At 49.9% G+C, this 13,011-nt stretch carries 14 protein-coding genes; 5 read left to right on the top strand and 9 right to left on the bottom strand.

Annotation, left to right across the window (positions count from 1 at the left end; all coding sequences use genetic code 11):
* Positions 1 to 66: 66 nt before the first annotated feature.
* Both rstB and rstA read right to left on the bottom strand, forming a co-directional pair.
* Positions 67 to 1,368: a two-component system sensor histidine kinase RstB gene (gene rstB / locus E0D98_RS02785; protein WP_000732487.1), complete on the bottom strand. Its 1,302-nt coding sequence runs from the start codon at positions 1,366 to 1,368 to the stop codon at positions 67 to 69.
* Between the two features lie 3 nt (positions 1,369 to 1,371).
* The gene (gene rstA / locus E0D98_RS02780) at positions 1,372 to 2,091 is read right to left on the bottom strand and encodes a two-component system response regulator RstA (RefSeq protein WP_001092504.1); all 720 of its coding nucleotides are present in this window, start codon (positions 2,089 to 2,091) and stop codon (positions 1,372 to 1,374) included.
* Positions 2,092 to 2,219: 128 nt separating this feature from the next.
* Here rstA and E0D98_RS02775 point away from each other — a divergent pair, with 128 nt between their 5' ends.
* The gene (locus E0D98_RS02775) at positions 2,220 to 2,555 is read left to right on the top strand and encodes a GlpM family protein (protein ID WP_050877205.1); all 336 of its coding nucleotides are present in this window, start codon (positions 2,220 to 2,222) and stop codon (positions 2,553 to 2,555) included.
* Here E0D98_RS02775 and folM read toward each other — a convergent pair.
* The 3 genes from folM to ydgH all read right to left on the bottom strand — a co-directional run bounded on the left by folM (position 2,552) and on the right by ydgH (position 5,823).
* Positions 2,552 to 3,274 (bottom strand): dihydromonapterin reductase, encoded by a 723-nt coding sequence (folM, locus tag E0D98_RS02770; protein ID WP_000513673.1) that lies wholly within the window; start codon positions 3,272 to 3,274, stop codon positions 2,552 to 2,554. The two genes, E0D98_RS02775 and folM, sit on opposite strands and share 4 nt — an antisense overlap.
* A 36-nt stretch (positions 3,275 to 3,310) precedes the next feature.
* The gene (locus tag E0D98_RS02765; RefSeq protein ID WP_000412392.1) at positions 3,311 to 4,693 is read right to left on the bottom strand and encodes an amino acid permease; all 1,383 of its coding nucleotides are present in this window, start codon (positions 4,691 to 4,693) and stop codon (positions 3,311 to 3,313) included.
* A gap of 185 nt (positions 4,694 to 4,878) precedes the next feature.
* On the bottom strand, positions 4,879 to 5,823 hold the full coding sequence (ydgH, locus tag E0D98_RS02760) for a DUF1471 family protein YdgH (protein ID WP_000769322.1): 945 nt from the start codon (positions 5,821 to 5,823) through the stop codon (positions 4,879 to 4,881).
* A gap of 523 nt (positions 5,824 to 6,346) precedes the next feature.
* Here ydgH and pntA point away from each other — a divergent pair.
* The gene (gene pntA / locus E0D98_RS02755; RefSeq protein WP_001295398.1) at positions 6,347 to 7,879 is read left to right on the top strand and encodes a Re/Si-specific NAD(P)(+) transhydrogenase subunit alpha; all 1,533 of its coding nucleotides are present in this window, start codon (positions 6,347 to 6,349) and stop codon (positions 7,877 to 7,879) included.
* Positions 7,880 to 7,889: 10 nt separating this feature from the next.
* The gene (gene pntB / locus E0D98_RS02750; RefSeq protein ID WP_000014036.1) at positions 7,890 to 9,278 is read left to right on the top strand and encodes a Re/Si-specific NAD(P)(+) transhydrogenase subunit beta; all 1,389 of its coding nucleotides are present in this window, start codon (positions 7,890 to 7,892) and stop codon (positions 9,276 to 9,278) included.
* 24 nt (positions 9,279 to 9,302) lie between these two features.
* Here the strand turns inward: pntB and tqsA are convergent, their stop codons facing one another.
* Positions 9,303 to 10,337 carry an AI-2 transporter TqsA gene (gene tqsA / locus E0D98_RS02745; RefSeq protein ID WP_001118241.1) on the bottom strand — a complete coding sequence of 345 codons (1,035 nt, stop codon included), beginning with the start codon at positions 10,335 to 10,337 and terminating at the stop codon, positions 9,303 to 9,305.
* Between the two features lie 411 nt (positions 10,338 to 10,748).
* Between tqsA and mdtJ the strand changes: the two genes are divergently transcribed.
* A complete protein-coding gene (gene mdtJ, locus E0D98_RS02735) occupies positions 10,749 to 11,114 on the top strand; it encodes a multidrug/spermidine efflux SMR transporter subunit MdtJ (RefSeq protein ID WP_000276149.1) in 366 nt (121 codons plus the stop codon).
* Positions 11,101 to 11,430: a multidrug/spermidine efflux SMR transporter subunit MdtI gene (mdtI, locus tag E0D98_RS02730; protein ID WP_000046661.1), complete on the top strand. Its 330-nt coding sequence runs from the start codon at positions 11,101 to 11,103 to the stop codon at positions 11,428 to 11,430. The genes mdtJ and mdtI overlap by 14 nt, the downstream gene beginning before the upstream one ends.
* Before the next feature lie 38 nt (positions 11,431 to 11,468).
* Here the strand turns inward: mdtI and E0D98_RS02725 are convergent, their stop codons facing one another.
* The 3 genes from E0D98_RS02725 to asr all read right to left on the bottom strand — a co-directional run bounded on the left by E0D98_RS02725 (position 11,469) and on the right by asr (position 12,874).
* Entirely contained in the window at positions 11,469 to 12,290 is an 822-nt protein-coding gene (locus E0D98_RS02725; protein WP_001260849.1) for a serine protease, read from the bottom strand.
* A 99-nt stretch (positions 12,291 to 12,389) separates the two neighbouring features.
* Positions 12,390 to 12,473 carry a hypothetical protein gene (locus E0D98_RS02720; RefSeq protein ID WP_000233090.1) on the bottom strand — a complete coding sequence of 28 codons (84 nt, stop codon included), beginning with the start codon at positions 12,471 to 12,473 and terminating at the stop codon, positions 12,390 to 12,392.
* Between the two features lie 92 nt (positions 12,474 to 12,565).
* A complete protein-coding gene (gene asr / locus E0D98_RS02715) occupies positions 12,566 to 12,874 on the bottom strand; it encodes an acid resistance repetitive basic protein Asr (protein WP_001342195.1) in 309 nt (102 codons plus the stop codon).
* Positions 12,875 to 13,011 lie beyond the last annotated feature (137 nt).

The raw sequence follows: 13,011 nt of genomic DNA, 5'->3' as shown, positions 1-13,011 counted from the left end.
CACTTTAGTTACAACATACTTATTTTATAGCACAGTCGTGGTGACTTGACCATCGTGCGCGTAGTGTCAGGCAGAGGTAAATTGCGGGATGTTATGCCATAACGGCCAGCTAAACGAGAAGCGAGCACCACCCAGTTCGCTGGTGTCACAATTAACCGTACCGCCCATTGCCAGTGCTATAGAGTGGACAATTGCCAGCCCCAGCCCGCAGCCGCCGGTTGAGCGATCCCGGCTGGGATCGAGGCGAACAAAAGGTTCAAAGATATGTTCGCGGTTTTCTGGGGCAATCCCTGGGCCATCATCCTCAACAATTAATGTCGCTCTATTCCCCGACAGTAGCAGGCTGGTTTCAACCGTTGAATGGCAGTACCGCAGGGCGTTATTGAGCAAATTATCCAGCACGCGCTCCATTAAGCGCATATCCAACGCCGCATAATGGCCTTGCGCGAGCGTTTTAATCCGTACCGTTTTATCGGGCGTTACTGCCTGAATGTCTGCCAGATGCGTTGACAGCCACAACGGCAGGTCTGGTTCGCTAAGATGAAGCTCGTTTTGTGGGCGATCGAGTCGGGCATAAGTCAGCAGCTCTTCAATTAAAGCTTCAAGTTGACTGATATCACGATTCAACGCCTGGGATTCGGCGGCGCTCAGGTTATCGCTCATCTCCAGTCGATAACGCAGGCGCACTAACGGTGTTCGCAGTTCGTGAGCGATACCGTCAATAAGCTGTTTTTTGCTGGCAATCAAGGCGTTGATATTGTCCGCCATCTGGTTAAATGCGATACCAAGTCGTTCAAAGCTCGAACCCTCATCAAAGTGGATACGCTCATTGAGATGCCCATCGCCAAATCGTTGCGCCGCTGCTTCCAGTTTTAACATATCCTGCCAGTGCGGACGCATCCAGATAAACACCGGAAAGGCGAGGGAAATAGCAATAAAAGCGATCAGGGCGATATCCAGCAATCGCATCTGATGGAGATAATAAAGATAAGGAACAGGACCAACTGCCAGCACGTAGTGGCTGCGCGGGATACGCTGCAAAAACGTGTACTGATCGTCCAGGGCGACAATTTCGCCGCCACGCAGTCGGTGCATGGAAATATCATCAAGATGGTATTTACTCAATGGCTCGACACGCAGATCGAAAGAGAGATTTAAATCCATCTCTTTCAGCGTCTTACCCCAGTCGTGTGGGGGGATCTCACGCAATTCGCTGCGCATCAGATACAGCGAACTGTTCATCAAATCATCCAGCGACTGTTTGCCCGCGCGTTCGGCGGTAAATTTGTACACCAACCCAACCAGCAGAGACATCACAAGGAAGCAGACAAACAATAACAGGTAAAACTGGATAAACAGTTTTTTCATCGCTTATTCCCATGCATGAGGCGCAAAAAGATAGCCTTTGTTACGCACAGTTTTAATGCGATAAGGTTCTGCGGCGTTATCGAGCAGTTTTTTTCTTAACCGCGAAATAGCCACGTCCACGCTACGATCCAGTCCGTCATAACTGACGCCGCGTAAATTTTTCAGCAATGCATCGCGGTCCATGATTTGCCCGGCATGGGTAGCTAATTCCCACAATAATTCGAAATCAGCTGTCGAGAGCGAGATTTCAGTGTTAGCCAGGGTGACTACGCGGTTGATGGGATCGATGGTCAACGTGCCGAAATGCAGGGCTTTGTAGGGAGTCAGAGACGTTTCCTGAAGACCTTTGCTCAGTGTGGCTTGCTCATTCTGACGCAAATGCAAACGTAAACGCGCTAGCAAAACAGCAGGGGGCGTCGTTTTGAGAATATAGTCGCAGGCACCCATTTCCAGTGCCAGGATGTGGTTCATATCGCTATCGAGAGAGGTTAGAAGAACAATCGGTCCAGACCACTTTGCGCGTAAATCACGACAAATGGTCATGCCGTCCTTGCCTGGTAGCATGATGTCGAGTAACACCAAATCCGGATTTTCTCGCAAAATGGTTTCTTCGGCCTGGTCGCCGCGCGGCTCTACGGTAACCTGCATATCATGTTTTGCCAGGTACGCGGCAATCAGTGAACCGACTTCCGCATCATCTTCCACAAATACGATAGTGTTCATAACATTCACGGTAGATATAAAAACGTCACAATACACCGCGCTGTTTTTACTTACTATCAATCGTTTCTAAACAAGTTTTCATCAGGTATTCTACTGATGACTTGTTATGGAAGTGTTAAGGTAAAAAAATGGGGCTGGTAATCAAAGCCGCGCTCGGTGCGCTGGTAGTGCTGTTGATTGGTGTTTTAGCAAAAACGAAAAATTATTATATCTCCGGGCTGATTCCACTTTTCCCGACCTTTGCGCTTATCGCGCATTATATTGTTGCCAGCGAACGCGGCATTGAAGCCTTACGCGCAACCATCATTTTTAGTATGTGGTCGATTATTCCCTATTTTGTTTACCTGGTGTCGCTGTGGTATTTCACCGGAATGATGCGCTTGCCCGCCGCTTTTGTTGGTTCTGTTGCGTGTTGGGGGATAAGCGCATGGGTGTTGATTATATGCTGGATAAAGCTGCATTAACGCAGATGACGACCGCCATCAAGTGGGAAACTGCGTCCGGTGACAAAGCAACTGGTAAGTAAGTAATCGACCAGGTCGATCACTTCTTTCTCGCCAGGCGCGGTTTTCATCAGTGATTTATTCAGCGCCTGTTGTCGATATTCGGCATCATCATGTTCATTAAACAGGATCAGCGATGGCGCAATAGAATTCACTTTCACTTCCGGTGCCAGCTTGCGGGCAAACGAGCGGGTCATATTATCCAGTGCCGCTTTGCTTGCAGCATACGCAACATGTTTGTCGCTACCGCGCTCCACCACATAATCGGTAAAGTGAATGATATCGCTGGCGGCGTGTCCGTGCCCACGCAGTAATCTTTCCAGCGCATGGTTGAGCAGGTATGGGGTATTAACGTGGATCTGCATCATGCAAGCCAGTACGTCGGCCAGTGGTGTACCTGGTTTTTCTGCCATCCACGCACTGGCGTTATGCAAAATAGCACGCAGACCATGGGTGCTTTTTAGTACTTCATCGGCAAACGCCATCACACCGTCGTTGGTCGAAAAATCAGCCTGAATACACTGCGCACCTGCCTTAATCAGTCCATCAATGGCTGGATAGTGCGTCCGATAGCTGACAATCACCGGTTGCTTTTGATTAATGAAATGCCAGGCGAGGGCGAGGCCGATGCGACGACCTCCGCCAGTAATTAATATTGGCAAGGGCTGGGCTTTACCCATCGTTATCTCCTTTGCTATCCAACGATGGGATGAACGTTATCCCACCAGCATCCAGGTCGCCGGAACTGAGGCAATTAACAGCATGCCAATCAGCACCATTTCCTGACGGTTCAGTACATTATCATGTGTATGCGTTTTGCGCGCATACAGGAAAACCAGCAGCCCCGGCGCATACAGAACAACGGATAACAGCAAGTGCATTGGACCAGAGGCGTACAATAACCATAAGCCATAAATGCAGGCACCGACACCTACCGCTTTATGCAGTGGACGGGTTGCGATTTTCAGCAAGAACGCGCCGACCAGGAAATAGGGCACCAGAATCATTTCTGAGGCGATGGTCAGCAACGTGTTGTAATCGGAACCGGTCAGCCAGATGAGTACCAGACAAATTTGCACGCAGATGTTGGTCAACCACAGTGAGGCGGATGGCGCAGCTTGTGCGTTCTGGCGCGCAAAAATGCGTGGGAATGCTTTATGAGTGGCAGCCAGGAACGGAACTTCTGCCGCCATGATGGTCCAGCTTAAGTACGCGCCGCAAACGGAAACGATCAAACCGGCAGCGATGATGATTTCGCCCCATGGTCCCATCATTTCCACCATCAGACCGGCCATTGACGGGTTACGAATTTCAGCCAGTTCAGGACGTGCCACCACACCCAGCGAAAGCAGCGTTACCAGCAAGTAAACGCCCAGAGCGGAGAGAACCGCCAGCAGTGTCGCTTTGCCAACATCACGTTTATTACGCGCACGCGCAGAAACAACCACGGCACCTTCCACACCAATGAAAACCCACAGGGTGATCAGCATGGTGTTTTTCACCTGTTCCCAAACGGGTACGCCAAGTGCAAGTCCGGTGAAGTCGAGCTTGAAGGTATCCAGTTTGAACATCATCATCGCCAGCACAACAAACAGACCCAGCGGCAACAATTTTGCCAGTGTCGCCACCAGGTTAATGCTGGCAGCGGTTTGCACCCCGCGCAGGATCAAAAAGTGAACAATCCACAATAAAGCCGATGCACCGACGATCGATTGCCAGGTATTACCATCGCCGAACAGGCGCAATTCCGGCGTGTCCGTAAAAAAGCTTAACGCGGAAAAAACGATCACCAGATAGGAGACGTTGGCGATGACTGCGCACAGCCAGTATCCCCATGCGGAACAAAAGCCGATTAGCTCGCCAAACCCTTCGCGGGCATAGGTAAAGATACCGCCGTCAAGTTCGGGACGAATGCGCGTGAGGATCAGCATGGCATAGGCCAGCAATAAAATGCCAGCGCCAGTAATACCCCAGCCGATGAGCAGTGCTGCCGGGCTGGCAACTGCCGCCATATTTTGCGGCAGACTGAAAACACCCGCGCCCAGCATTGAGCTTAATACCAGCGCGGTGAGTGCGCTCAGTCCCAGTTTCTTTTCCATCGATATCCAGTGATTAAAACGTGATAAGAAGAATAAATATTAGGGCAAAACGCATAAAAATGGAGTTTGCCACTGAAGCGCGGGATTTTACGAAGAGATGTGTCTGCATGCAATGGTCGCGGGGAAATTTGTGACTAAAAATGCGAAAGGCGGCATCAAGCCGCCTTATAGGAGTAACTGAATAGTTATTTATACAGATCTGCGCTGACGGTCAGGTTATTACCACGTTCCTGCCACTGGCGGGTGATGTGGTAATACTTAGCACCTTTCTTCGCGGCACGTTTCGCAACCTGATAGGAGACTTCGGTCATGTTGCCGTAGTTGCCAGAGAATTTGATGCTGTCGAACGGGACCATCATCGCTGCGGTCGCTTTGTTCAGTTCTTCGACTTTAGTGCCATCCGGGAGCGTGACGGTGTAACGCCCGCCTTTTGATGACTGGGTTTCAAAGAAACGACCGACTTCAGAACTTGGTGATGCGGTAGTCGCAACACCTGGGATCTCAACTTTCTTCGCGGCTTCGCCACCGGCAGCCAGAGCTGCACGTCCTGCTTCGGAATCTGCCGGGATCACATCCGGGCTCTGGACGATACGTTTCTTAGCATCTTTTTTATAGATGAATGCAGTAATACGCTGGTTGCCGCCCTGGTTGGCATCGATTTGACGAACGATGTAGAAAGAGTAGGCACCTTTCGCTTTTGCCGCTTTGGTGATGGCATCATTGACTTCTGGCTGGCTACGATAGAAGCCCTGGACGGTGACCGTGTCAAACGGTTCAATCAGAACAGCCTGATCTTTCGGCAGTTCGACAACACCGTTAATTACGCGATTACTTGTTTCTTCTGCTTTTTCAGCATCGGCTTTATAGAGGTCAGCGACCACACGCCAGTTACCGCTGTTACCAAAATCAGAAGTGTCGACAACATAAAAAGAGGCGGCACCTTCTTTATCTGCGCGACGAGAAACGGCTTTCACCGCTTCGCCAATAGCATTAAAACGACCGGTAACCACTACACGGTCAAAAGGTTTAACCGCTGCCGCTTGCTCCGGTGTCAGTTCTGTTGCTGCGTTAACGGAGAATGCCGTAGCAGAAAGCAGTGCCGACGCCAGGAGGGTGTTCTTAAGCTTCATAAAAATAATCCTTCGCCTTGCGCAAACCAGGTACTGGTATTGTTATTAACGAGAAACGTGGCTGATTATTGCATTTAAACGGTGTAACTGTCTGCGTCATTTTTCATATCACATTCTTTAAGCCAATTTTAATCCTGCTCAAATGACCGTCTATGCTTAAAAAACAGCCGTATCAGCATCATTACTACTGAAGCAACTGAATTATATAAGTTAATTTAATGTTAAGTAGTGATTCGTGCCGGGGCGATGTCTCGTTTTACCCGACCGTCGAAGACAATTATCAGTCTTTATCCGGCGTTCTAAGGTGTTTATCCCACTATCACGGCTGAATCGTTAATATTTTGCGAGTTCACGCCGAAATACTGATTTTTGGCGCTAGATCACAGGCATAATTTTCAGTACGTTATAGGGCGTTTGTTACTAATTTATTTTAACGGAGTAACATTTAGCTCGTACATGAGCGGCTTGTGTGGCTCCTGACACAGGCAAACCATCATCAATAAAACCGATGGAAGGGAATATCATGCGAATTGGCATACCAAGAGAACGGTTAACCAATGAAACCCGTGTTGCAGCAACGCCAAAAACAGTGGAACAGCTGCTGAAACTGGGTTTTACCGTCGCGGTAGAGAGCGGCGCGGGTCAACTGGCAAGTTTTGACGATAAAGCGTTTGTGCAAGCGGGCGCTGAAATTGTAGAAGGGAATAGCGTCTGGCAGTCAGAGATCATTCTGAAGGTCAATGCGCCGTTAGATGATGAAATTGCGTTACTGAATCCAGGGACAACGCTGGTGAGTTTTATCTGGCCTGCGCAGAATCCGGAATTAATGCAAAAACTTGCGGAACGTAACGTGACCGTGATGGCGATGGATTCTGTGCCGCGTATCTCACGCGCACAATCGCTGGACGCACTAAGCTCGATGGCGAACATCGCCGGTTATCGCGCCATTGTTGAAGCGGCACATGAATTTGGGCGCTTCTTTACCGGGCAAATTACTGCGGCCGGGAAAGTGCCACCGGCAAAAGTGATGGTGATTGGTGCGGGTGTTGCAGGTCTGGCCGCCATTGGCGCAGCAAACAGTCTCGGCGCGATTGTGCGTGCATTCGACACCCGTCCGGAAGTGAAAGAACAAGTTCAAAGTATGGGCGCGGAATTCCTCGAGCTGGATTTTAAAGAGGAAGCGGGCAGCGGCGATGGCTATGCCAAAGTGATGTCGGACGCGTTCATTAAAGCGGAAATGGAACTCTTTGCCGCCCAGGCAAAAGAGGTCGATATCATTGTCACCACCGCGCTTATTCCAGGCAAACCAGCGCCGAAGCTAATTACCCGTGAAATGGTTGACTCCATGAAGGCGGGCAGTGTGATTGTCGACCTGGCAGCCCAAAACGGTGGCAACTGTGAATACACCGTGCCGGGTGAAATCTTCACTACGGAAAATGGTGTCAAAGTGATTGGTTATACCGATCTTCCGGGCCGTCTGCCGACGCAATCCTCACAGCTTTACGGTACTAACCTCGTTAATCTGCTGAAACTGTTGTGCAAAGAGAAAGACGGCAATATCACTGTTGATTTTGATGATGTGGTGATTCGCGGCGTGACCGTGATCCGTGCGGGCGAAATTACCTGGCCGGCACCGCCGATTCAGGTATCAGCTCAGCCGCAGGCGGCACAAAAAGCGGCACCGGAAGTGAAAACTGAGGAAAAATGTGCCTGCTCACCGTGGCGTAAATACGCGTTGATGGCGCTGGCAATCATCCTTTTCGGTTGGCTGGCAAGCGTTGCGCCGAAAGAGTTTCTTGGGCACTTCACCGTTTTCGCGCTGGCCTGCGTTGTCGGTTATTACGTGGTGTGGAATGTATCGCACGCGCTGCATACACCGTTGATGTCGGTCACCAACGCGATTTCAGGGATTATTGTTGTCGGAGCACTGTTGCAGATTGGCCAGGGCGGCTGGGTTAGCTTCCTTAGTTTTATCGCGGTGCTTATAGCCAGCATTAATATTTTCGGTGGCTTCACCGTGACTCAGCGCATGCTGAAAATGTTCCGCAAAAATTAAGGGGTAACATATGTCTGGAGGATTAGTTACAGCTGCATACATTGTTGCCGCGATCCTGTTTATCTTCAGTCTGGCCGGTCTTTCGAAACATGAAACGTCTCGCCAGGGTAACAACTTCGGTATCGCCGGGATGGCGATTGCGTTAATCGCAACCATTTTTGGACCGGATACGGGTAATGTTGGCTGGATCTTGCTGGCGATGGTCATTGGTGGGGCAATTGGTATCCGTCTGGCGAAGAAAGTTGAAATGACCGAAATGCCAGAACTGGTGGCGATCCTGCATAGCTTCGTGGGTCTGGCGGCAGTGCTGGTTGGCTTTAACAGTTATCTGCATCATGACGCGGGAATGGCACCGATTCTGGTCAATATTCACCTGACGGAAGTGTTCCTCGGTATCTTCATCGGGGCGGTAACGTTCACGGGTTCGGTGGTGGCGTTCGGCAAACTATGTGGCAAGATTTCGTCTAAACCGTTGATGCTGCCAAACCGTCACAAAATGAACCTGGCGGCTCTGGTCGTTTCCTTCCTGCTGCTGATTGTATTTGTTCGCACGGACAGCGTCGGCCTGCAAGTGCTGGCATTGCTGATAATGACCGCAATTGCGCTGGTATTCGGCTGGCATTTAGTCGCCTCCATCGGTGGTGCAGATATGCCAGTGGTGGTGTCGATGCTGAACTCGTACTCCGGCTGGGCGGCTGCGGCTGCGGGCTTTATGCTCAGCAACGACCTGCTGATTGTGACCGGTGCGCTGGTCGGTTCTTCGGGGGCTATCCTTTCTTACATTATGTGTAAGGCGATGAACCGTTCCTTTATCAGCGTTATTGCGGGTGGTTTCGGCACCGACGGCTCTTCTACTGGCGATGATCAGGAAGTGGGCGAGCACCGCGAAATCACCGCAGAAGAGACAGCGGAACTGCTGAAAAACTCCCATTCAGTGATCATTACTCCGGGGTACGGCATGGCAGTCGCGCAGGCGCAATATCCTGTCGCTGAAATTACCGAGAAACTGCGCGCTCGTGGTATCAACGTGCGTTTCGGTATCCACCCGGTTGCGGGGCGTTTGCCTGGACATATGAACGTATTGCTGGCTGAAGCAAAAGTACCGTATGACATCGTGCTGGAAATGGACGAGATCAACGATGACTTTGCTGATACCGATACCGTACTGGTGATTGGTGCTAACGATACGGTTAACCCGGCGGCGCAGGATGATCCGAAGAGTCCTATTGCTGGTATGCCTGTTCTGGAAGTGTGGAAAGCGCAGAACGTGATTGTCTTTAAACGTTCGATGAACACTGGCTATGCTGGTGTGCAAAACCCGCTGTTCTTCAAGGAAAACACCCACATGCTGTTTGGTGACGCCAAAGCCAGCGTGGATGCAATCCTGAAAGCTCTGTAACCCTGACGGCCTCTGCGGAGGCCGTCACTCTTTATTGAGATCGCTTAACAGAACGGCGATGCTTTGACCTCCCGCTGTTTGTTCAAGCGCAATTTTGACAATAATTGTTAACGGCACGGAAAGCAGCATACCCACCGGTCCTAACAACCATCCCCAAAAAATCAACGACAAAAATACCACCAATGTGGAAAGCCCCAGCCCACGTCCCATGATGCGCGGCTCCAGAATATTGCCGAAGACCAGATTAATCAGCAGATATCCCGCCAGCACCAGCAACGCTTCGTAGAAGCCATTAAACACCAGTACCTGAGCGATAGGGGGGATTGCCGCGAGAACTGAACCAATATTAGGGATGTAATTAAGCGCAAAGGCCAGCAATCCCCAGACAAAAGCGAAGCGAACATCGAGTGCGGCGAGCATCGCCCAGGCGACCAGGCCGGTGATGATGCTGATGGCTGTTTTTAGCACCAGATAATGAGAAACACTGTCAATTGCACGTTGAATCGCCGCCATCCCTTCAACCGGACGCGCCATCATTTGCTGAAATTTTCCGGGCAATTGTGGCACTTCGAGCAGCATAAACAGCACCGTCAGCAGCAATAAAAATATTGATGACATGGCATTAGATAACTGCGTCAATAAGTTGGTGAGCAACGTCATCGCCGCGTTCGGATCAATGTAATGCGCCAGCTGGTCAACTGAGACGTCAATCCCTACGCGTTGCAACAACGGCTCAAGAGCTTGCAGCGGCGTCATAATAGAGTTGCGATATTGCGGTAACGTCCGCGTCAACTCGTTGAGCGCGGAACCCAGATAAGCTAATAGCAACACCATCGCCATCACGATGATGGTCATCAAAATCGACACCGCCAGTACACGCGGCACTCGCCAGCGGACCATGTGTTGCACCAGCGGGTTAAGAATAACAGCAATAAATAATGCGAGAATAAACGGCACGATGATCTCGGCGGCAAAACGGATACCGCAGAGAATAATGACCAGCATTCCCAACATAATGACGATTTTTAGGCCATTGAGCGTGATGATCGGCTTTGCCATGCTTGTCCCCGGTTTTTCTTCCTTTGCTAATAATAATGTCTTTTTCGCTCCGTCATCATAACGAAAATCAAACCGCTCAGGTAAAGAAGTGAAAATATTTTGAGTTAATTCTTAAGCTATGATACAAATCAGGCGTGTTCAACTACCGAGGACAATTATCATCCGCGATGACGAGAAGCAACACTGCGGATAATTGTAATATTATGGACAATTTGTTCAGGACGTTATTTTCTACATTTACCCATCTTCGTACCTCATCCACTATCTTGCTCGTAGGTGAGCAGCACTGGCGCAACGCGCTTTAGTCCTTTCTTCTGCCTAAGCTTGCCCTATGCGCGGGGCTTGACCACTTTACTTTGGTTTCGCTGAATTAAGCGAAAATTAAAATAATTCTCTTGCAGGAGAAGGACAATGTATATTTATTGGATTTTATTAGGTCTGGCTATTGCTACAGAAATTACCGGTACGCTGTCAATGAAATGGGCGAGCGTCAGTGAGGGAAATGGCGGCTTTATTTTAATGCTGGTGATGATTTCTCTGTCGTATATATTTCTCTCTTTCGCCGTTAAAAAAATCGCCTTAGGCGTAGCTTATGCGTTGTGGGAAGGTATCGGTATTTTATTTATTACCTTGTTCAGCGTTTTGTTATTCGACGAAAGTTTATCGCTGATGAAAATTGCCGGGTTAACCACCCTGGTCGCCGGGATTGTGTTGATAAAATCAGGTACCCGTAAAGCGCGTAAACCTGAACTGGAGGTGAACCATGGCGCAGTTTGAATGGGTTCACGCCGCCTGGCTGGCATTGGCAATCGTGCTGGAAATCGTTGCTAACGTCTTTTTGAAATTTTCTGACGGCTTTCGTCGCAAAATATTTGGCTTGCTCTCCCTGGCGGCGGTGCTGGCTGCCTTTAGTGCGCTTTCTCAGGCCGTTAAAGGGATCGACTTGTCTGTCGCTTATGCATTGTGGGGCGGGTTTGGTATTGCCGCCACGTTAGCCGCAGGTTGGATCTTGTTTGGTCAACGGTTAAATCGTAAAGGCTGGATTGGCCTGGTCTTGCTGTTGGCTGGAATGATCATGGTGAAACTTGCCTGATGAAGACGCTGCCCGCGCTGTCGGGCAGCGTTTGAACATTATTTTTGCGACAGTTGATCCAGCTTGTCGCGAAAACCGGTAACAGAAATGGCCCGGTTATCGGCGCGCCAGCGATCTTTCGCGGCAGGAGCCGAACTTTGCACCCCAATTAATTGCCAGCCGTCATCGGTATGCAACATCAGAGGCGAACCGCTGTCACCCGGCAAGGTATCGCACTGATGTGACATCACCGACGTTTGCGCCCAGCCAGTCACTTCACAGTTTTGATGACTGTACAACGTATCGAGATGATCTTCAGGGTATCCTGCCTGAGTCACTTTACGACCTGCCGCTTTCAATGCGGCGGTAAGCGCGGCTTTATCTCCCTCAAATAACGGCAACGGCGTAATGCCAGAAGGGGGATTACGTAGCACAATCAATCCGAAGTCCCACGGCGCGGCTGCGGGAGGTACAATCCAACCATCCCCATCTGCTTTTAACCGCTTTCCCAGTGTCGGATCAACGCGGCCTTCTATGTCGTGGATCTCATAGCGCCAAAGACCTTTATTTGACACAAAACGCAGCGCCACTGCTTTATCGGCTTTACCCTTTGGAGGTGTCAATAAACAGTGTCCTGCCGTTAATGCCAGATTGGGTGCAATCAGCGTCGCCGTACATAAATTGCCGCTGGCCGTTTCCAGTTGCCCAACCGCATCCCACGGTGATTGGGTCGTGTCATTCACTGGCACACGATCATCATGACCAAAAAACAGGGTGCTGACCTCATCGTTTGCCGATTTGGCAACGTCTGGTTTATCTGCAAACACAAAAGCAGACGTCAAACTAATTGCACCCAACACTACAGCAATGGTTGTACGCATATCACACTCTGGTGGGTAATTATGATTATTAAAAGCAAACCCTCATAAATACTATAGACGGGACGGGATGAAAGTGGGAGTAAAATCAGATAACTACAGTCAGGAAAGATAAAAACGGGCGGCAATCAGTGCGCATAAAATAAGGATGATAAGAATGAACTCAAAGCGATAACGGCCCACCATACTACCCTCCGCTAAAGGCGGTGCTAAACGTTATCCGCTTAGCACCGTAATTTTCAGGCGCGAGGGGGCGCGCCAGCATTACTGTTGAAAACTTACGCTGCGGGTTGTGCAGCAGGTTTTGCCGGTTGCTGATGGCTGTGTTTCCCGGCGTGTTTCTTCGCTGCCTGCGCTTTTTGTTCAGGGGCTTTCTGTTCAGCTTTCGTATTTTTATGATGCTTTTTAGCCGCCTGCGCTTTCTGGGCAGGTGCTGCTTTATGCTGTTTTTTATGATGTGTAGTTTTCGCCGGCGCTGCTTTGGTGGTCGTCGCAGTCGGAGCAGGTGTGGTCGCAGTCTCTGCAGCAAAGGCGGCAGAAGACAGACCCATAGCAGCGGCAACAACCAGAGCTAATACTTTTTTCATTGTCATACCCTCAATTTGTTTTTTCATTTAACCCCACTGCGGGGCCGTTGAAATAACTATATCCCTGGGAATGGCAGACTTCCGTGAGTGGTTGGTTTCAGCGTGTAACGATATGTACAAACGCTGAATAAATTACA

This window comes from Escherichia sp. KCJ4928, assembly GCF_004352695.1.
Taxonomy (GTDB): Bacteria; Pseudomonadota; Gammaproteobacteria; order Enterobacterales; family Enterobacteriaceae; genus ECMA0423.
The sequence above is the reverse complement of the archived record's forward strand: the minus strand, read 5'-3'. Positions and strand labels throughout refer to the sequence as shown.

What these genes read in the sequence shown, in the direction of transcription:
- folM (WP_000513673.1), bottom strand. Translation starts at nt 3,274, where the DNA reads ATGGGTAAAGCCCAGCCCTTGCCAATATTAATTACTGGCGGAGGTCGT.
- rstA (WP_001092504.1), bottom strand. Translation starts at nt 2,091, where the DNA reads ATGAACACTATCGTATTTGTGGAAGATGATGCGGAAGTCGGTTCACTG.
- tqsA (WP_001118241.1), bottom strand. Translation starts at nt 10,337, where the DNA reads ATGGCAAAGCCGATCATCACGCTCAATGGCCTAAAAATCGTCATTATG.
- E0D98_RS02720 (WP_000233090.1), bottom strand. Translation starts at nt 12,473, where the DNA reads ATGGTGGGCCGTTATCGCTTTGAGTTCATTCTTATCATCCTTATTTTA.
- pntA (WP_001295398.1), top strand. Translation starts at nt 6,347, where the DNA reads ATGCGAATTGGCATACCAAGAGAACGGTTAACCAATGAAACCCGTGTT.
- pntB (WP_000014036.1), top strand. Translation starts at nt 7,890, where the DNA reads ATGTCTGGAGGATTAGTTACAGCTGCATACATTGTTGCCGCGATCCTG.
- ydgH (WP_000769322.1), bottom strand. Translation starts at nt 5,823, where the DNA reads ATGAAGCTTAAGAACACCCTCCTGGCGTCGGCACTGCTTTCTGCTACG.
- E0D98_RS02775 (WP_050877205.1), top strand. Translation starts at nt 2,220, where the DNA reads ATGGGGCTGGTAATCAAAGCCGCGCTCGGTGCGCTGGTAGTGCTGTTG.
- mdtI (WP_000046661.1), top strand. Translation starts at nt 11,101, where the DNA reads ATGGCGCAGTTTGAATGGGTTCACGCCGCCTGGCTGGCATTGGCAATC.
- asr (WP_001342195.1), bottom strand. Translation starts at nt 12,874, where the DNA reads ATGAAAAAAGTATTAGCTCTGGTTGTTGCCGCTGCTATGGGTCTGTCT.
- mdtJ (WP_000276149.1), top strand. Translation starts at nt 10,749, where the DNA reads ATGTATATTTATTGGATTTTATTAGGTCTGGCTATTGCTACAGAAATT.
- E0D98_RS02725 (WP_001260849.1), bottom strand. Translation starts at nt 12,290, where the DNA reads ATGCGTACAACCATTGCTGTAGTGTTGGGTGCAATTAGTTTGACGTCT.
- E0D98_RS02765 (WP_000412392.1), bottom strand. Translation starts at nt 4,693, where the DNA reads ATGGAAAAGAAACTGGGACTGAGCGCACTCACCGCGCTGGTATTAAGC.
- rstB (WP_000732487.1), bottom strand. Translation starts at nt 1,368, where the DNA reads ATGAAAAAACTGTTTATCCAGTTTTACCTGTTATTGTTTGTCTGCTTC.